Origin of the sequence: Caballeronia novacaledonica, from assembly GCF_900258035.1 — a bacterium.
Classification (GTDB): Bacteria; Pseudomonadota; Gammaproteobacteria; order Burkholderiales; family Burkholderiaceae; genus Caballeronia; species Caballeronia novacaledonica.
The window spans coordinates 451,242-469,355 of the sequence record NZ_OGTP01000002.1 but is presented as its reverse complement, the minus strand read 5'-3'; the positions used below and the strand labels follow the sequence as shown (position 1 = coordinate 469,355).

Below are 18,114 nucleotides of genomic sequence, written 5' to 3'. Positions count from 1 at the left end.
GACGGTCAGTCGCGTGCGCCGAGCTTGCCCGCGTGATAATCCCAGACCTTTTGCAGCAGATTCGGCTTCCATAGATTGCGTTGAATCACTGCGATCTGATCGGCATCGAGCACGGCGGGGTCGCCGATCTGACTCGCGAGATACTGGCGATGCGCGTTCTCTTCCAGATAGAACGCGAGCACGAACGCTTCGAGAATGCTCGACGCTGCGATCACCGAACCATGCGACTTCAGCATGGCGACGCGATGCGGCCCGAGCGCTTCGGCAAGCTCCTCGCCGAGTTCCTTGCGATTGATCGACGCCGTCTTGGGAAAGCGCTGGATCTCGCCGAGCACGGCCGCCTGCATGATGACGGGCTGCACCGGCTTGCCCGTCATGCTGAAGAGCGTCGACCACAACGGATGCGCGTGAATCACGGATCCCACGTCCGGACGTCGGCGATAGATCTCCGAGTGAATATGAAACTCCATCGGGGGAACGGCATCGCCTTCGATCAGATTGCCATCGAAGTCGATGATGACGATATCCGCCGCCGTGAGCGCGCTGCGCACCGACGCGCCGGAGTTGATCAGCATGCGTTCCTGACCGGGCACGCGCCAGCTTGCGTGCCCGTTGAAGTCGATCACTTCGGCGCGTTCCAGCATGAGGATCGCGTCGGACAGCATGCGCTTCTGGCCGGTATGGTTCTGCGTTTGAATCGTTGCGGTCGAATTCATGACGTGACGAGATGATGAAGCGGGTTCAACGCGACGACTTCCATGGAATCAGCTTGCGTTCGAGTTCGGTCAGCACGACAGAGATGAGGTAACCGAGCGCGGCGATGACGAGCAAGCCCACATACATCTGCTCGACGGACAGCAGTTCCCACGCGTTCCAGATCATGTAGCCGAGGCCGCTCTTGGAGCCGATCATTTCCGCGATCGCGATCAACATCAGACCGAGACCGATGCCGAGCTTGATGCCGCTCATGATGTGCGGCACGGCGCCGGGCAGCGCGATGGTGCGGAACACCTGCCAGCGGCTTGCGCGAAAGTTGCGGCCCACGTCGAGATAGATCTTGTTGATTTCGAGCACGCCCGTCGCGGTATTGATGAGCACCGGAAAGAACACGCCGATCGCGACCATCACGATCTTCGATGCTTCGCCGAGGCCGCAGATCAGCAGCAGGAGCGGAAAGATCGCGCTCTTCGGCACGGGATACGTTGCCGCGATCAAAGGATCGAATACGGCGCGCAGCGGACGTGAAAGACCGATGGCGACGCCGAGCATCAACGCCGGAATGCCGCCCGCGAGCGTACCCCAGAAGAGGCGTTGCAGCGTAGCCCAGGTGTTGTCCCAGAGCGAGCCGTCGTTCACGAGCGCGATGAACGTGCCGAATACTTTCGACGGCGCAGGAAAGAAGCGTTCGTCGATCACGCCCGTTTCCGCAAGTATCTGCCAGACTATAAGAAGCACGATCGGCGACGCGATGCTGATCATGCGATCACGATTGTTGCCCGAGAACCAGCGCTTGAGCCGGGAAGGGGAAGACTTGTATTGCATCGCGGGTGCGGTCAGTTTTTGCGCGGTTTTCATGCGTGAATCTCGCCAAGGTCGCGTGAACGGGCGCGCTGCACTTCGTCGCGCAATTGCCCCCAGATGGAATAGACGAACTCGCCGTACTCGGGCCGCGAACGCAGTTCGAGCACCGAGCGTGGACGCTCGAATGGCACATCGACGATCTGCTTGGCCGTGCCCGGTTGCGCGGTCATGATCATCACGCGATCGCCGAGCGTCACGGCTTCGTCGACGCTGTGCGTGATGAAAAGCACCGTCTTGCGCGTCTCTTCCCAGATGCGCAGCAACTCTTCCTGCAACAGCACCTTGTTCTGCTCGTCGAGCGCGGAGAAGGGTTCGTCCATCAACAGGATGTCGGGATCATTCGCAAATGCGCGCGCGATCGATACGCGCTGGCGCATGCCGCCCGATAGCTGATGCGGATAAGCCTTCGCGAAACGCGTGAGCCCCGTGCGGCTCAGATAATGACCGACCACTTCGCGGATCTGCGCTTTCGGCACGCCGCGCAACGTGAGGCCATAGGCGGCGTTGTCCCACACCGTCATCCACGGGAAAAGGGAATCGCCCTGAAACACCATGGAATTGCTCGGGCGCTTTTCAGACGGCGCGCTGATTTCGACGGTGCCGCTCGTCGGCGCATCGAGATTCGCGAGCATGCGCAACAACGTGGATTTGCCGCATCCGCTCGGGCCGACGATCATGAAGAAGCAGCCCGTCGGAATGTCGAGCGACATGTTGTCGAGCGCGGTCACGGTGCCGCCGCCCGATTGAAACGACTTGGTCAGATTGCGCAGACGGATCTTGACCGGCGCGTCATCTGAAAGAGAGGGAATCGACATGAAGGCTCCTTATCGGGTCGGTTTATACGGGCCGAGTTCCTTCACGGCGTTTTCCGCGAACGACGTATCGAGCACTTGTGCGACCGTGACGTTGCCCTTCACGACACCTTCGCTCTTGAAGAAGGCGAGATCGTTCTCCAGGCTCGCGACGTTGAGCTTGCCGTCCGGGTTCGTGCCTTGCGGCACGATCGTGCGATAGATGCCGGGGTCCTTGATCGGCGTGTATTCGGTGAGAATCGAGATTACTTCGGGCGCATTCGGGCCGGCGAGCTTGCCGTTCAGAAGTGCATTGTTATAGTCGCGGACCGCGCGGATATACGCGCGCATGAAGGCTTTCGCCGCTTGCGGATGGTCCTTGATGAAGCCGGTCGAATAGAGCACGACCGCGAGTTGATGATTCGGATAGATTTGATCGTCACCGGCGACGCGCACGGCCGCGCCGCGTTTCACGGCTTCGGTGGCCGAAGGCTCGGTCGTCAGCGCGGCATCGACGGCCTTGTTTTGCAGCGCCATCACATGCTGCGGAAACGAAAGATAGATGCGCTCGACATCGCTTGTCTTGAGGCCGGCTTTCTTGAGCGCCTCGTTCATCGTCGAAGTCGATGCGCTGCCGGTCGCGCTGCCCGCCACCTTCATGCCCTTCAGATCGGCGAGCGACTTGTAGCGGCCGTTCGCAACGAGATCGGCGCGCACGAGCAGCGGCTGATAGCCATAACCCGGCGGCGTGGATCCTTTATCCGCGACGATCTTGATGCCGATGCCGCGCACCACCGCGTTATACAACCCGGCGGAAGGCGACCCGCCCGCGACGTCGAGTTGGCCCGCGCCGAGCGGCGCGACCATTTTCGCTCCGGAGTCGAACGGGATGAACTTCGCGTCGAGCCCTTCCTGCCGGAAATAGCCCTTCTTCTCCGCGATGAAGAACGCCACGTCGCTGCTCGCGTTCGCGATGCCGATGCGCACCGTCGTAAGATCGGCCGCGAGGGCGGCGCCCGATCCTGATCCAACATACACGGCGCACGCGACGAGCGCCGCGCACAATACCCTGACTCCTTTCACTGCTTGTCTCCTTGATCGAACATCGGTCGCGCGGTGTTTCTGCTGCGGTTCCTTTATGTGGAACGACGTTGCTATTTATGGAACGACATTAGCATCGACGAAATCGCGGTGTCAATTCAAATTGTCTAAAAGCGATGACGCAGCGAGAGCTTGACCGCCACCTGATTCGGCGTCGACGACTGGCCGAGCGAGCCGATCGCCGCGACGGCGGGCTTGCCGGTCGAATCGATGCCGGATGCGTGCTGCCACACACCGACCAGGTTCAGGTCCGTGCGCTTCGAGATGAAGTAGTCGGGCCCGAAATCCACTTGCTCGTATTTCGCGGATTCCGCCTTCGTATAGTCGAAAGAAGCGGCGAGCTGCAGCGTCGGAATGACGAACCAGCGCGCGTTGATTTCGTAGCTGTTGAAGGTGGCCTTGCCGGTGTTGGGCGTGGTCGGGGTGCGCAGGATGTCGTTGAAGCGCGTGTTGGTATAGACGAAACCGACCTTGCCCGCGCCGAAGCTATACGAAATGCCCGCACCGAAGATTTCGACCGAATTCGCCGATGCGTAGCCGCTATACACAGGGCTCTTTCCCGGCGACGTGTAGCCGGGCTGGCCGGGGCTGACCGTGCCGTCGTATGCGGAGACGGACGGATTGTTCACGTTGTCGTAGGCGATCGCTGCGGTGATCGGACCGTTCGCGTACGACGCGGCGAGCGTGTAAATACGGCTCGACCCGAAGTTGCCCGCGACGCCGCCGGGCGCGAAGATGCCCGACAACCTCAGGCCGTACAGGTTGGGAGACATGTACTTCACAGCATTGTTGACGCGGAAATTCGAGTTGAGGTTGTCGAAGTCGCCAGGGTGCGTGCCGACCCATGCCCAGATCGACGTGGCCGCGATCTCGCCGATCCATTCCGTCATCGGATCGTATTGACGGCCGAGCGTGACCGTGCCGTAAGGACTCGATAAACCGACGAACGCCTGGCGGCCGAACTCGCGGCCGCCTTGCAGCAGCTTGCCGTTGGAGGTATCGAATCCGTTTTCGAGCGTGAAGATCGCCTTCATGCCGCCGCCGAGGTCTTCGGAACCGCGCAAACCCCAGCGACTGCCGTTCGTTTGTCCCGTCACCGTCTCGATGTTCGAGTGGCCCGACTGGTTGTTGATGTAGACCAGACCGGCGTCGAGCAGGCCGTACAACGTCACCGAGCTTTGCGCGTGCGCCACGCCGGCGCCCGCCAGCATGGGAAGTGCGAGAAACAATGCTGTCTTCTTCATGGGGTCTCCGTCCCTTGTTTCATAGTGATGCCGGTTGCCTTGGAACCGGGATGCTTTGCTGCGGAACCTTTAACGTCGACGCTTAAGTGTTTTGGATGACTAACTGTGCGCGCGTGTTTCGCACTTCATCGAGTGCTCTCTTCTGAACGAATGTTCGGTCGCTTCTGGTGTCTGACGCCGTGGGTGTCCACGGCTTGACGACATAAATTGGGGATTGCTAGTTTGTTCCTCTATACAGAACGTTGGTCTGCTAAAATGGGACGATCTGAGTTTCGCTTTGTTTAGGTCCCTAAGTCAAGCGGAACGAAAGCTAGTCAGGGTTAGTCCGCATGTTCGTCAAAAGCAACTGACGCGGCAAACAGAAACAAGTAGCTCCTATCGTTCCTTTATGCGGAACGCTATTCCATATTCGTTTTTCCTGGAGTATATTTCGATGAAGTCAGACGCAACGCAGATCGATGCGGGCACGGCGCAGGAGAAAGAGGAAGGTCCGCAGCGGCTGTCGTCGGTGACGGCGGCGCTTCAGTTGCTGAAGGTGTTTTCGGAGCACGAGCCGGAGTTGGGCATCAGCGTGCTCGCGAAACGCATGGGCATTGCGAAAAGTACGGCACACCGGCTCGCGAGCGCATTGCTGGCCGAAGGCATGCTGGAGCAGAACGCGGAGAACGGGCGTTATCGGCTGGGCATTCAGTTGTTCACGCTGGGCGCGCTCGTGCGGCGGCGTTTCGATGTGGCGAAGCAGGCCGTGCCGTTTCTGCACGTGCTGCGCGAGCACACCGACGAAACGGTGCACCTTGCGGTCCTGGACGAAACGAGCATCGTGTACCTGTTCAATCTCGAGAGCGATCAGGCGATCCGCATGCGTTCGTACATCGGCGTGCGCAAGCCTGCGTTCTGTACAGCGGAAGGGCATGTGCTGCTTGCATCGCGCACGCCCGATGTGATCTCGCGTGTGCTGAAAGAAGGACTCGTCGCGCGCACGCCGAAGACCAACACCGATACGCAGGTCTTCCTGAAGGCGCTGGACGCGGCGCGCCGCGAAGGTTATTCGATCGACGACGAAGAGTCGGAAGTCGGCATGCGTGGCATCGCGGCGCCTGTGCGCGATATCACGGGCAACGTGGTGGCGGCAGTCGGTATCGGCGGGCCGGCGCAACGGCTCACGAAGAAGGCGCTGCGCGCAGCGGTGCCGCATTTGCTTACCGCGGCCGAAGGTATCTCCGCAACCCTCGGATACCACAGGTCGCTATGAAATAACTCTTGAAACAAGGTGGATTCATGCATTCGGACGGCCACGCTCATCGCATCACGCTCGCATCATCCGATCAAACGTTCGTATGCGAACCCGGCGATGTGATGCTGCGCTCGGCCTTGCGAACGGGCATCGCGTTTCCATACGAATGCAACGTGGGCGCGTGCGGCAACTGCAAGTTCGAATTGATCGAGGGTGATGTCGAAGTCGTGTGGCCCGAGGCGCCCGGCTGGACCGCGAAGGATCGCGAGCGGCGCCGCTATCTCGGTTGTCAGAGCGCACCGCGCGGAGATTGCACGATCAAGATGCGTCCTTCCGCGCACTACGCGCCGAAGCATGCGCCGCGCCGCGTGAGCGGCACGTTGACTGAGCGTCGGGCGATCACGCACGACATCGAGGAATTCCGCTTCACGCTCTCCGATAACATGCCCTTCGAACCGGGCCAGTATGCATTGCTGACGCTGCCCGGCGTCGAAGGCCAGCGCGCATATTCGATGAGCAACATCGACGAGGGCATCGTCGAACCGCGCGAACTGCACTTTCAGGTTCGCCGTGTGCCGAATGGACGAGGCACGGGCGTGCTCTTCGATACGCTGGATATCGGCATGCGTATCGACATCGACGGACCTTATGGCATGGCCTATCTGCGCCGCGACGTGAAGCGCGACATCCTCTGCATCGCGGGCGGTTCCGGTCTTGCGCCGATGATCTCGATCGCGCGCGGTGTCGCCGCCGAGCCCGCGCTCGACGGCGTGAAGTTGCATTTCCTCTATGGCGGCCGCACGCCACGCGATGTCTGCGGACGCGACATGCTCGAAGCATTGCCGGGATGGGCGGAGCGCCTGCATTTCCAGGCGGCCGTGTCGGACGTCGCGCCCGATAGCGAAACCGTTTGGGACGGCCATGTCGGCTTCGTGCATACGGTCGCGGAAACGCTCTTCGGCGAGAAGCTGCGCGATATGGAGATCTACTTCGCCGGTCCGCCCGCGATGGGCGCTGCGATTCAACGCGCGCTCATCGCATTGAAGGTGCCGTTCGAGCAGGTGCACTTCGATCAGTTCTACTGATGTGCATGACGCTCGCGTGCGCCGCATGAATCCCTCACGCTGCCAGGAGCAGACCTTGTCCAAGCTTAGACTCACCTTCGGATGCTGGAATTACGACCGCACGCGCGCCTTGATGGACGGCAGCGTGCAGCCGGACGGCATCGATCTCAACTATCTGAACATGCCGGTGGAAGAAACGTTTTTCCGCATGCTGCGGCACCACGAGTTCGATGCATCGGAGATGTCGCTGTCTTCCTACACGATGTCGTGCTTTCGCGAGCCGCGTCCGTTCATCGCGATTCCGGTGTTTCCGTCGCGCTTCTTTCGCCACTCGTGCATCTATGTGAATGCGGATTCGGGCATCGAAAAGCCGCAGGATCTTATCGGCAAGCGCATTGGCAATCCGGAGTATCAGATGACCGCGCCCGTGTGGATTCGCGGCATTCTGTCGGATCATTATGGCGTGCCGGTCGATAGCGTCACGTATTACACCGGCGGCGAGGAAGAGCCGAATCGCCCTGAGAAGCTGAAGCTCGATCTGCCTTCGAACATTCGCGTCGAACAGATCGGGCCGGACAAGACGTTGTCGCAGATGTTGCTCGACGGCGAGATCGATGCGCTCTATACGGCGCGCATGCCGTCGTCGTATGTGAATGGAAAGGGGCGCGTGAAGCGTCTCTTCGAGAACTATATCGACGTGGAGCGGCAGTACTATCGCGATACGAAAATGTTCCCGATCATGCATACCGTCGTGCTCAGGCGCGAGGTCTACGAAGCGAATCGTTGGGCCGCGCAATCGCTCTACAAGGCGTTGATCGAATCGCAGCGGCGCACGTATGCGGATCTCAATGAGACGGCCGCGCTCAAGTCGATGTTGCCGTGGCTGAACGCGCATGTCGAACAGACGCGCAAGGAAATGGGCGACGATTTCTGGCCTTACGGTCTCGACAAAAATCGCGAGAATCTGCGCACGTTCCTGCGCTATTCGTATGAACAGGGCTTGTCGAAACGACTGCTCGAACCGGAAGAAATCTTCGCACCGGAGACGTTCGAGTCGTTCAAGATCTGACGATGTGATCGATGCATCGCGCTTCATGTCGCGCGATGCATCGATCACGAAAGCGACACGCCGAGCAACTTGCCGAGGCCGAACGTGCAGCCCGCGGCGATCATGCCGATCAGCACTTGCCTCGTTGCTGAGAACATCGCGCCGCGTCCATTGAACAGCGACGTGAACACGCCGATACCCGCCAGCCCGAGCCCGCTCAAGACGATGCATTGCGCGATGCCATGCGCGCCGCTCGCCCACAGAAACGCAATCGCAGGAATAATCGCGCCCACCGCGAACAACGTGAACGATGCGAGCGCGGCGGTCCAGGGATTGCCGCCGAGTTCGCGCGGGTCGAGGCCGAGTTCTTCGCGCGTGAGCGTATCGAGCGCCTTGTCCTTGTCGCGCATGATCTGAGCGGCCACGCGCTTCGCTTCGGCGGCTTCAATGCCTTTCGCCTGATAGATGAGCGCAAGCTCGTGACGTTCCGCATCGGGCATGTGATCGAGCTCGTCCTTTTCTTTCGCGATCTGCGTGCGTGCCAGTTCGCGGGCGTTGGTCACGGAGAGCCATTCGCCGAGCGCCATCGACGCCGCGCCCGCCATGAGTCCCGCGAACGCCGCGAGAAGCACCGTTCTGCTGTCGGTGCCCGCGCCCGCGATGCCCATGATGAGACAGAAATTCGACACGAGACCATCGTTCGCACCGAGCACGGCCGCGCGCAAATCGTTGCCCGACGTCACGCCGCGATGCCACGATTCCGCCGCTGCGATCGCGCCGCCTTTGCTCAGGCCTTTGCCGCGATTGGCCACGTCCTGCACGATGTCGGCGTGATGCCGCTCTTCCGCCGACATCTGCGCGGCATCGGGTTGCCCTGCGTATTTGTCGCGATCGGCCATCTCGTTGGCGGCGACCGAGCGCAACACGAAGTCCGGGCCGAACGCGCGGGCGAGCGTGCGCATGATTCGCGTTTTCGCGCCGATGCGATGCGCTCGAACGGATACGCCGTTCGCCCGCAATTTCGCGGCCCATATGTCCGCGTGACGCCGTTCCGCGTCGGCCAGTTCCCTGTACACGCGCCGCTTGTCGTCCTGCTTTTCGGCTTGTGCGAGGGTGTCGTAGAGCGCGGCGCTGTCGAGTTCGTCGGAGAGATTGGCGGTGAAGCGTTTGAGTTCGGCCTGGGACGCCATGACGTCACCTTTTATCGTTCGTCTCGTTGCTTCAAGAGTAAAGACGAACGCGGTGTCTCGTGGCGAATAACCTTAATTTATGCGATGAACGCGAATGGAATCGCGTCTGATCCTCTTCCTTGTTTCGGCGCGCCATCAGATATCGAGCACCAATGTATCCGACCGCGCGCGCGATACGCAGATCATGATCTCCGAAGTCTGTTCATCGTCGTCGAGCACGAAGTCGCGATGATCGGCTTCGCCCGCGAGCAAACGGGTTCTGCACGAACCACATGTGCCCGCCTCGCACGAACTGGGCGTGTCGATACCGTTTGCTCGCAAGGCATCGAGGATCGTTTCGCCTGGCGCGACAGTCACGCATCCGCCGCTGCGAGCGAGTCTCACAGTGAACGCCGTTTCGCTTGATGTGTTCTCGCGCGTGCTCGTGCCGAAGTCTTCGAAATGCACGGCGGAAGAGGGCCAGTGCGAGGCGGCGTCGCGCACGGCCTGCATCAATGGACGAGGGCCGCAGCAATAGATGTGCGTATCGCCGGTGCGATCGGCGACGAGCGGTGCGATTTCGAGTGATCGCGTGCGGTCGCCGAAATCGTGATGCACACGCACGCGGGATGCAAGCTCGCCTGCTTTTAACTCGTCGAGAAACGCGGTCGATTCGGGTGAACGCGTGCAATAGATCACATCGAAATGCGCGCCGCGTGCGGCGATTTCGGCCATCATCGCGCGCATCGGCGTAATGCCGATGCCGCCCGCGATCAGCAAATAGCGCGATGCATCGTTGGCGAGCGCGAAGTAGTTCAACGGCGACGACACATCAAGTGTAGTGCCGACGTGTACATCGAGCGCCATGCTGAGCGAGCCGCCGCCGCCCGCCGCATCGCGTTTCACGGCGATCACGTAGCGATCGCGTTCGGCGGGATCGTTGCAAAGCGAATAGCGTCGCGCAATGCCCGCGGGCGTATGCACCAGCACATGCGCGCCGGCCGTGAAGGGCGGCAGCGCGCCGCCGTTTTCATCGCGCAATTCGAACAGGAAGATGTCTTCCGCGATCTCGCGTTTATTCGTGACCGTGAGTGCAAGCACTTCATCGGCCTCTTCAATTCGATCAGGCATGCTAAGTGTATTCATGATTCTCATGCGGACTCTTTCACCGCCTCACAGTTCGATCAAGTTATCACGCGACGGCTCGAGCGCGACCTGATGTTCCAGAAATACTTCCGCGCCACGTTCGGACGATGCAATCGCCGCCGCGCACACTTCGAGATTGGCCAATCCCCAGCGACCGTCGTGAATGGCGCGCTTGCTTCCGCTGATTGCATCGTGGAACTCGCGCATCACGAGTTCGCGCGGCGATAGATCGGTCGGCAATTCGATTTCGCGCTTGCCGTCACGCGTATAGACGAGCAAGCCTTTCGGCGACTGGCGTATTTCGCCGCGCTCGCAACTCACGATGGTAAGGCCGAAGAACGGCTGATTCGGCGCGCTCGCTGGGATCGCATTGCGCGCGCGTTCGGCCTTGGCGCGCAATTCGTCTTCGAGGCTTGCAGGCTTTGCAATCGCGCGCGACTGCGCGGGAAAGCCCCATTCGCCGACGTCGAAGCACAACTCCGCGCTCGCGAACCGGCCATAGCCGTTGTAGACCGCCGTGGCCGCGGCGCCATTTTCGAATTCGATGAACACCGTATGCGCGCCGATCGCGCGGCGCTCGGCATCCCAGTCGAAGGTCCTTGCGCGCACGCTGCGCGCCGCGCCACCCGCGAGCAGACGAATGATGTCGAACTGATGCGAGCCCTGGCGCAGCGTCACGCCGCCGCCTTGCGATGCATCGAGTTCGTCGGGGCGGCGCGGGCGGTAGATCCAGTCCGTGAAGCACCACGTATGCACCATGCGCACGCGGCCGAGTTCGCCCGAAGCGACAAGCTCGCGCATCGCATGGATCGGCAAATCGTAGCTGTGGGAGTGTCCGACGAGCAGCACGACGCCTGCCGTCTCCGCGGACGCGACCATTGCGTGTGCATCGTCGAGATTGGCGGCCATGGGCTTTTCGACGAGCACGTGCTTGCCCGCGCGCGCGGCAAGCTCGACATGCGCACGATGAAGCGTCGTTGGCGATGCGACGTACACGGCATCGAGCGCGCCATGTTCGATGAGCTCGTCGATGCTGTCGTAAGCCGCGACGCCGAACTCCTGCGCACCGCGTTCGCGCACCGACGCCGACGGATCGGCGAAGCCCGCGAACACGAAGCCGTCATGCTTCTCGATCGCCGGCACGAACGCACGCCCCGCCGTGCCGAAGCCGACGATGCCGATACGCACGCTCTTCGCCGCGTCACCTTGAGTCGTCACAATCAATCCTCGCTGACGTCGCCGTTGGCCGCATCGCGGCCGTTCTTCGAAGCCGCGACGTCGTCGCCGGCCAGATTCTCGATCATCGCCAGCAACGTGCGCCGCGTCGCCGCGATGTCTTCCGGTGCGATGCCCGCGAGCGCGATGCGGTTCACATCGATCGCGTAAGGCACGAGCACGCTGCGCAGCGCGACGCCCTTTGGCGTGAGAAAGACGCGCACCTGTTTGCGATTGTCGGGCAGCTTCTGTCGCGTGAGATAGCCGAGGGTTTCCATCGTCTTCAATGCGGAGAACGTGGTCGGCTCGGCGACACCCGCCTGCTCGCTCAATTGCCGCTGCGTGAGGCCGTCCGTCTGCCAGAGGATGCGCAGAAACGTCCAGTGGCCATAGAGCACCGAATGCTCCTTGAGGCGCGCCTGCAGCGAACGCGAAAAGCCGCGCGCCGCGTCCTTCACGAGATGCGCCATGCGCTCTTCCGGCAGCGCTTCGCGCCAGTGCTTGAGCGTGCCCGGCTGCGGGTCGCGTGGAATCTTCTCGCTTTTGTTCATCCTCTCACCTGTTTTCGGCATCAGCGCGTGCCCTTTTCGTAAACTTAGTTAACTAAGATAAGTTTGTCAATGATTCGCGTATCAGGGTGAATCCCGATCCGGGGATTCGTGATGTTTGAGGCGAAAACATCGCTTCTTGTAGGCCCATCGCGTCGCAGCGGAATTCCCGGTGCCGACCTAGTACTTTCCATTATTTTTAAGTTAGGTACCTAAGAATAGTATCGTTTCAAGGCTGGCGGCATGACAGTGCCTCCGGCGCGCTTTTTCCAACATACGGGAATCGACTCATGCTCACGGCAGAACAAAACGAAACCATGACGCGCATCGGTCCAGGCACGCCGATGGGCAACCTGTTGCGTCGCTATTGGCAACCCTTCGCGGCGGCATCGGAACTCGACGACAAGTGGACGCGTCGTGTGCGTCTGCTCGGCGAGGATCTCGTGCTCTTTCGGGATCGGCAAGGAAGGCGCGGCTTGATCGCGGAGCAATGTCCGCACCGGCGCGCATCGTTCGCGCACGGCATCCCTACGGAGCAGGGCATCCGCTGTCCCTATCACGGCTGGGAGTTTAGCGCAGAGGGAAAGTGTCTCGATCAGCCGAACGAGCCGGACAATTGCGCTTTCCGCGACAAGGTGGCAACCGACGCGTATCCGGTCGAGGAACTCGGCGGCGTGCTGTTCGCGTACATGGGGCCGGAGCCGCGTCCGCTGCTGCCGCGCTTCGACGGCTTCGTCGCGCCCGGCGCGATCCGCATGATGGGCCGTGCGCTGCTGCCGGTGAACTGGCTGCAGATCATGGAGAATTCGGTAGATCCGATTCACACCGAGTGGCTGCATGGTCACCACTACGAGTTTCAGAAGGAACAGGAAGGCATCAAGGTCGCGATCAGCGCGAAGCACGAGAAGATCGCCTTCAACGAGTTCGAGTTCGGCGTGACGAAGCACCGCCTGCTCGCGGGACATCCGGAAGACTCGGACGACTGGCGCATCGGCCATCCGATCGTGTTCCCGAACATGCTGGCCGTGGGCAATGGCGACGAGGCGTCGCGCTACTACTCGTTTCAGATTCGCGTGCCTGTCGATGACGAGCACACGCTGCATCTCTGGTACAACGCATACCTTCCGCCGAAGGGCATCGACGTGCCGACGCGTCTCACGGATCGCCTGCATACCTACGACGTGCCGTTCAAGGACGAGGACGGCGAGTTCATCGTCGATAACGTCGATGGTCAGGACATGATGGCGTGGATCACGCAGGGCGCGATCGCCGACCGGACGCGCGAAAACCTCGGTGCGTCCGACCAGGGTCTCGCGATCTACCGCCGCATGCTTCGTCGCGAGATGAAGAAGGTCGAAGCGGGCGAAGACCCGATGGGCCTCGTGCGCGATCCCGTTCGCAATCAGTGCATCGATCTGCCCAACGAACGCAAGAAGCACCACAACAGCGACGGCTTCTCGAGCTTCATGCTGCGCACGCATGCGAAATATTCGCCGATCGCACAGGATCTGGTGCGCATCTTCGAATAGGCGCCCGCGCCGCCGCCGCCGCGCTTGCATGTTGCATGCAAAACGCATAACTCAGAAGGCAATCGTGAATGCGTAATGCAAAACACAACATGCAAACACGCAGTGCGGTTCGCGGTTCGACTTGCTTTTCGACGATAAACGCCCGGTCACGTAACCGGGCGAACTACCGGAGACTTGAGATGCGACCCCCATGCACTCGATCGCGCTGTCACGACGGCCGTCCCGCCGCGGGCAAAGTCCACCGGGAGGTGTGCTGATGCTCGACGCCGCCCTCCATGCGCTGACCCTGATCCTTGATCCGCTGCGTCTCGGGATCATGCTGGGCGGCGTGCTGCTCGGACTCGCGCTCGGCGTCGTGCCAGGCTTGGGCGGCATCGTCGGGCTCGCGCTGCTCATTCCATTCACCTATCACCTCGACGGCTACACGGCGTTCGCGCTTCTGCTCGGCATGGCGGCCGTGACGACCGTGTCCGACTTCATCCCCGCCGTGCTGTTCGGCGTGCCCGGCACCGTGGGCGCCGCGGCCACGGTGCTCGACGGCCATCCGCTCGCGAAGCAGGGTCATGCGCGGCGCGCGTTCGGCGCGGGCTATGCGTCGTCGCTCGCGGGCGGCATCTTCGGCGCGCTGCTGCTCGCCCTCGCGATCCCGGTATTGCGCCTGATCGTCCTCTACATCGGTTCCGCCGAGTTGCTTGCAATGTGCATCTTCGGCCTTTCGATGGTCGCGACGCTGTCGGGCAAGGCGCCGATGAAAGGACTTGCCGTCGCGTCGTTCGGTCTGATGCTCTCGCTGATCGGCTCCGATCCGCAAACGGGCACGTTGCGCTGGACGTTTGGTACTTTGTATTTATGGGACCATCTGCCGATCGTGCCGGTCACGCTCGGCATCTTCGCGCTGCCCGAGCTCGCCGACATGGCGATCGAGCGCACCGGCATCGCGCGCGAGCGTCCGCAACCCGGCGTACGTGCGAGCACGCAATGGGATGGCGTGCGGGACGCCGCGCGCCACTGGTGGCTCATCTTGCGTTGCAGCGGCCTGGGCGCGTTGCTCGGCGCGGTGCCCGGCATCGGCTCCGCCGTGATCGACTGGATGGCGTATGGTCACGCCATTCGCACCGAGAAGAACCCGGAGAATTTCGGCAAGGGCGATATTCGCGGCGTGATTGCGTCGGAAAGCTCGAATAACGCGAAGGAGGGCGGACATCTGATTCCGACGGTGGCATTCGGCATGCCCGCCGGCGCATCGATGGCGCTGCTGCTTTCTGCATTCATCATGCACGGCTTCACGCCCGGTCCCGAGATGCTGACCAAGCATCTCGACGTCACGTACACGATCATCTGGACGCTGACGATCTCGCACATCATGGGCGCCGTGATCTGTCTCTCGGGCAGCAGCATGTTCTCGCGGCTCGCGACGGTGCGGGTGGGCGTTCTGATTCCGCTCGTCATCGCCATCGTCTATCTCGGCGCATTCAATGCGAGTCAAAGCTGGGGCGACCTGTGTTCGCTGGTGTTGTTCGGTGCGGTGGGCTGGATCATGAAGCGCCTGAACTGGCCGCGTCCGCCGCTCATTCTCGGCCTCGTGCTCGGCAGCATCTTCGAGCGCTATTACTTCATTTCGCACGAGATCTACGGCATGGGTCTTTTCGCGCGGCCCGTCGTGATCGTGATTCTGCTTGCCGCGTTGTGGGTCGTGCTCGGCCCGACGATCAAGGGCTTGCGCAAGACGCTGCGTATGCGTTCGCACTCGACTTCTCGTCGTACAGCGCCATCCTTCAAGCTGCGTTTGCGCGGTTTCGACTGGCAGATTGTCTTCACGCTGGCGCTTACCGCACTCGTGATCGTCGCGATGATGGTCGCACGCGACTGGGCCTTCGCCGCGCGCCTCATGCCGATGACCAGCGCATGCGCCGCGCTCGTGTTCTGCTGCATCGTGTTGATCGAGCAGTTGTTCACGCGCGACGTGCCCGCGACCGAGACGACAGTATCTCCTTCGTTCGATGCGGCTGCCCCGATGGGCGATCTCGCGATGGCCGGCGCCAGCGCGCATTTCAGCGGTCTGCAATCCAGCGTGGACCCGCAATCCAACGTCATCGCGAAGGCCAATGCAAACGCAAACGCAAACGCAAGCGCTGGCGCGAGCTTCGGCGCGCATGGCGATCCTTCGTTGCATGACGGTCTCGCATCGTCGCTCGATACGCGGACCATCTATCTGCGCGGCGTGCGTTTCTTCGCATCGGTCGCGGGCGCGCTCGCGACGGCTGCGGTCATCGGCCTCCTGCCCGCATTGCTGATCTTTATGTTGCTCGTTGCGCGGTTCGAATTCGGCGAGCGCTGGCGCACATCGGCTGTGTTGTCGATAGCGATGACCATCGCGTTGTGGCTCGTATTCGGCCGCATTTTCTCGACGCCGTGGCCGCAATCACTTATCGGCGACTGGTTGCCGTGGCTGCGTCAGCTCGGCGGACTCGTTTGATCTCGCATGCAATCACAAGAGGCCGGCGGCCGGCCCACATCGGCCAGCCTGTCATAACTGGTGGACACAACATCATGAACGATCGACTCTCGCAGTCCTCATCGCGCAAAGGCCTTAAAAGAAGGGGTCCGCGCATGGTTGCGCACGCAACTATCTCCGCAGTCGCGGCCGTGTTGCTGTGCGCACCGCTCGCGGGCCGCACGGCGGCCGAACCGGTGGCGGACTTTTACAATGGCCGCAATGTCACGATGACCATCGGTTATTCCGTCGGCGGCGGCTACGATACCTATGCGCGGCTGCTCGGCAAATACATCGGCAACTTTCTTCCGGGCAAGCCGACTATCACGCCGCAAAGCATGCCGGGCGCGGGCAGCCTGAAGGCGGTGAACTATCTCTATGGCATCGCGCCGAAAGACGGCGCGACCTTCGGCACTTTCGGTCGCACGATGCCCGAAGAGCCCCTTCTCGGCGATGCGAGTTTCGACGCGCGCAAGCTCACGTGGCTCGGCAGTATCACGAGCGATGTGAGCCTGTGTGTGACGTGGAATACGTCGCCGGTGAAGACGTTCAAGGATCTCGTCGACAAGGAAGCGCGCATGGGCGGGCAGGGCGCCGGCTCGGACCCCGATGTGATCGCGTCGACGATCAAGAACCTCTTCAATTCGAAGCTGAAACTCGTGACCGGTTATCCGGGTAGCAATGAAACGGCGCTCGCGATGGAGCGCGGCGAGATCGACGGCGAATGCGGCGTGTCGTGGAGCACGATCCAGACGCGTCATCCCGACTGGATCACGGGCAAGAAGATCAACATTCTCGTGCAGGTTGCGCTGGAGAAGCATCCCGAACTGCCCGATGTACCGCTGCTGCTCGACCTCGCGCCCAACGATCAAACGCGCCAGGTGCTGAAGGTGATCGTCGCGAGCCAGGTGTTCGCGCGCCCGTTCGCGGCGCCGCCGGGCATCCCGCCGGAGCGCACGGCCGCATTGCGACAGGCATTCGAACAGACGGTGAAGGACCCGCAGTTCCTCGCGGAAGCGAAGCGCATGGGTCTCGAAGTGCGCCCTGTTTCGTGGCAGCGCATGGACCAGTTGCTCGACGAACTCTACAAGACGCCGCCCGATGTGCTGACGAAAGCGAAGGCTGCGGTAGGCGGGCGCTTCTAGCCGATTCATCACGATCATCACGATCACGCGGCATGCAGACGGCTTCGGCCGTCGTCGCACGTTTTCACTCGAACGCAGGACGACATCATGACTCTCAACGAAGCGAAGCAAAAACTGATCGACGCCGGGCGCATTCTCGAAGCGGAAGGTCAGGGCGATCTTACGCGCGGGCACATCTCGGTACGCGTGCCAGGCGATCCGACGCATTTCCTGATGAAGCCGCATAGTCACGGCTTCGACGAGATCACCGAGGACAACATCGTCGTCTGCAATCTCGAAGGCGAGAAGGTGAGCGGCGGCGGACGCCGTCATAGCGAGGTCTTCATCCACTCGGAGATTTTCAAGGTGCGCCCCGACGTGACGAGCGTGATCCACGCGCATCCGACGCACGCGGTCGCGCTTTCCGCAACTGGTCAGCCGCTCGAAATGATCAGCCAGCCGAGCGTGCATTTCGCGGACGGCTTGCCGTACTACACCGAAACGATGAATCTCATCCGCACGCAGGATATGGGCGCGGGCGTCGCGCGGGCGCTCGGACAAAGCAAGGCCGTGCTGATGCGCAATCACGGCGTCGCGGTGGTGGGGCGCTCGATCGAGGAATCGGTCGTGCTTTCGCTGCTTCTGGATAATGCATGCCGAATTCAATTGCTGACGAAAGCGGCGGGCGGCGCCGGCGAGACCTTCTCGCCCGAGGACATCGATCGCCTGCACGACGCCGTGACGCGCGCCGAGCAGTTCGCCGTCAATTTCGAATTTCTGCGGCGCAAGGTCAACCGCAATCTCGTGCATTCGCTGGTTTGATGCA

The 18,114-nt window shown here is 61.6% G+C and carries 16 protein-coding genes; 7 read left to right on the top strand and 9 right to left on the bottom strand.

Features of this window, described 5'->3' with window-relative positions; translation table 11 throughout:
• Positions 1–5 precede the first annotated feature (5 nt).
• The 5 genes from NOV72_RS05930 to NOV72_RS05910 all read right to left on the bottom strand — a co-directional run bounded on the left by NOV72_RS05930 (position 6) and on the right by NOV72_RS05910 (position 4,717).
• Positions 6–716: a class II aldolase/adducin family protein gene (locus NOV72_RS05930; protein WP_106853649.1), complete on the bottom strand. Its 711-nt coding sequence runs from the start codon at positions 714–716 to the stop codon at positions 6–8.
• A gap of 25 nt (positions 717–741) precedes the next feature.
• Positions 742–1,575, bottom strand: a complete 834-nt coding sequence (locus NOV72_RS05925; protein WP_216858858.1) for an ABC transporter permease — start codon at positions 1,573–1,575, stop codon at positions 742–744.
• Positions 1,572–2,396 (bottom strand): ABC transporter ATP-binding protein, encoded by an 825-nt coding sequence (locus tag NOV72_RS05920; protein WP_106853648.1) that lies wholly within the window; start codon positions 2,394–2,396, stop codon positions 1,572–1,574. The genes NOV72_RS05925 and NOV72_RS05920 overlap by 4 nt, the downstream gene beginning before the upstream one ends.
• A 9-nt stretch (positions 2,397–2,405) precedes the next feature.
• Positions 2,406–3,455 carry an ABC transporter substrate-binding protein gene (locus tag NOV72_RS05915; RefSeq protein ID WP_216858857.1) on the bottom strand — a complete coding sequence of 350 codons (1,050 nt, stop codon included), beginning with the start codon at positions 3,453–3,455 and terminating at the stop codon, positions 2,406–2,408.
• A gap of 125 nt (positions 3,456–3,580) precedes the next feature.
• Positions 3,581–4,717 carry a porin gene (locus tag NOV72_RS05910; protein WP_106853646.1) on the bottom strand — a complete coding sequence of 379 codons (1,137 nt, stop codon included), beginning with the start codon at positions 4,715–4,717 and terminating at the stop codon, positions 3,581–3,583.
• A 433-nt stretch (positions 4,718–5,150) separates the two neighbouring features.
• Between NOV72_RS05910 and NOV72_RS05905 the strand changes: the two genes are divergently transcribed.
• From NOV72_RS05905 to NOV72_RS05895, 3 genes are read left to right on the top strand one after another with little or no spacing between them, the layout of a single operon-like run.
• Entirely contained in the window at positions 5,151–5,969 is an 819-nt protein-coding gene (locus tag NOV72_RS05905) for an IclR family transcriptional regulator (RefSeq protein WP_106853645.1), read from the top strand.
• Positions 5,970–5,995: 26 nt separating this feature from the next.
• Positions 5,996–7,036, top strand: a complete 1,041-nt coding sequence (locus NOV72_RS05900) for a 2Fe-2S iron-sulfur cluster-binding protein (RefSeq protein WP_106853644.1) — start codon at positions 5,996–5,998, stop codon at positions 7,034–7,036.
• Between the two features lie 55 nt (positions 7,037–7,091).
• Complete coding sequence (locus tag NOV72_RS05895; RefSeq protein WP_106853719.1) at positions 7,092–8,084, top strand: 4,5-dihydroxyphthalate decarboxylase; 993 nt, start codon at positions 7,092–7,094, stop codon at positions 8,082–8,084.
• Positions 8,085–8,128: 44 nt separating this feature from the next.
• Here NOV72_RS05895 and NOV72_RS05890 read toward each other — a convergent pair whose 3' ends face one another.
• The 4 genes from NOV72_RS05890 to NOV72_RS05875 form a co-directional block, all read right to left on the bottom strand.
• The gene (locus tag NOV72_RS05890; RefSeq protein ID WP_106853643.1) at positions 8,129–9,253 is read right to left on the bottom strand and encodes a VIT1/CCC1 transporter family protein; all 1,125 of its coding nucleotides are present in this window, start codon (positions 9,251–9,253) and stop codon (positions 8,129–8,131) included.
• A gap of 135 nt (positions 9,254–9,388) precedes the next feature.
• Entirely contained in the window at positions 9,389–10,363 is a 975-nt protein-coding gene (locus NOV72_RS05885) for a PDR/VanB family oxidoreductase (RefSeq protein WP_245932916.1), read from the bottom strand.
• Between the two features lie 42 nt (positions 10,364–10,405).
• Positions 10,406–11,596 (bottom strand): Gfo/Idh/MocA family protein, encoded by a 1,191-nt coding sequence (locus NOV72_RS05880; RefSeq protein WP_106853642.1) that lies wholly within the window; start codon positions 11,594–11,596, stop codon positions 10,406–10,408.
• A gap of 2 nt (positions 11,597–11,598) precedes the next feature.
• Positions 11,599–12,144: a MarR family winged helix-turn-helix transcriptional regulator gene (locus NOV72_RS05875; protein WP_106853641.1), complete on the bottom strand. Its 546-nt coding sequence runs from the start codon at positions 12,142–12,144 to the stop codon at positions 11,599–11,601.
• 287 nt (positions 12,145–12,431) lie between these two features.
• On the opposite strand from NOV72_RS05875, the gene NOV72_RS05870 reads away from it, so the two are divergent.
• The 4 genes from NOV72_RS05870 to NOV72_RS05855 all read left to right on the top strand — a co-directional run bounded on the left by NOV72_RS05870 (position 12,432) and on the right by NOV72_RS05855 (position 18,110).
• Positions 12,432–13,670, top strand: coding sequence for an aromatic ring-hydroxylating dioxygenase subunit alpha (locus NOV72_RS05870; RefSeq protein ID WP_106853640.1), 1,239 nt, complete (start codon positions 12,432–12,434; stop codon positions 13,668–13,670).
• 256 nt (positions 13,671–13,926) lie between these two features.
• Entirely contained in the window at positions 13,927–16,146 is a 2,220-nt protein-coding gene (locus NOV72_RS05865) for a tripartite tricarboxylate transporter permease (protein ID WP_106853639.1), read from the top strand.
• A 134-nt stretch (positions 16,147–16,280) separates the two neighbouring features.
• Complete coding sequence (locus NOV72_RS05860) at positions 16,281–17,309, top strand: Bug family tripartite tricarboxylate transporter substrate binding protein (RefSeq protein WP_245932915.1); 1,029 nt, start codon at positions 16,281–16,283, stop codon at positions 17,307–17,309.
• A gap of 87 nt (positions 17,310–17,396) precedes the next feature.
• The gene (locus NOV72_RS05855) at positions 17,397–18,110 is read left to right on the top strand and encodes a class II aldolase/adducin family protein (protein ID WP_106853637.1); all 714 of its coding nucleotides are present in this window, start codon (positions 17,397–17,399) and stop codon (positions 18,108–18,110) included.
• Positions 18,111–18,114: the final 4 nt, after the last annotated feature.

Excerpts from the sequence above, each read along its gene's own strand:
- NOV72_RS05930 (WP_106853649.1), bottom strand. The coding sequence starts at position 716 with ATGAATTCGACCGCAACGATTCAAACGCAGAACCATACCGGCCAGAAG.
- NOV72_RS05925 (WP_216858858.1), bottom strand. The coding sequence starts at position 1,575 with ATGAAAACCGCGCAAAAACTGACCGCACCCGCGATGCAATACAAGTCT.
- NOV72_RS05920 (WP_106853648.1), bottom strand. The coding sequence starts at position 2,396 with ATGTCGATTCCCTCTCTTTCAGATGACGCGCCGGTCAAGATCCGTCTG.
- NOV72_RS05910 (WP_106853646.1), bottom strand. The coding sequence starts at position 4,717 with ATGAAGAAGACAGCATTGTTTCTCGCACTTCCCATGCTGGCGGGCGCC.
- NOV72_RS05905 (WP_106853645.1), top strand. The coding sequence starts at position 5,151 with ATGAAGTCAGACGCAACGCAGATCGATGCGGGCACGGCGCAGGAGAAA.
- NOV72_RS05900 (WP_106853644.1), top strand. The coding sequence starts at position 5,996 with ATGCATTCGGACGGCCACGCTCATCGCATCACGCTCGCATCATCCGAT.
- NOV72_RS05890 (WP_106853643.1), bottom strand. The coding sequence starts at position 9,253 with ATGGCGTCCCAGGCCGAACTCAAACGCTTCACCGCCAATCTCTCCGAC.
- NOV72_RS05885 (WP_245932916.1), bottom strand. The coding sequence starts at position 10,363 with ATGCCTGATCGAATTGAAGAGGCCGATGAAGTGCTTGCACTCACGGTC.
- NOV72_RS05875 (WP_106853641.1), bottom strand. The coding sequence starts at position 12,144 with ATGAACAAAAGCGAGAAGATTCCACGCGACCCGCAGCCGGGCACGCTC.
- NOV72_RS05870 (WP_106853640.1), top strand. The coding sequence starts at position 12,432 with ATGCTCACGGCAGAACAAAACGAAACCATGACGCGCATCGGTCCAGGC.
- NOV72_RS05865 (WP_106853639.1), top strand. The coding sequence starts at position 13,927 with ATGCTCGACGCCGCCCTCCATGCGCTGACCCTGATCCTTGATCCGCTG.
- NOV72_RS05860 (WP_245932915.1), top strand. The coding sequence starts at position 16,281 with ATGGTTGCGCACGCAACTATCTCCGCAGTCGCGGCCGTGTTGCTGTGC.
- NOV72_RS05855 (WP_106853637.1), top strand. The coding sequence starts at position 17,397 with ATGACTCTCAACGAAGCGAAGCAAAAACTGATCGACGCCGGGCGCATT.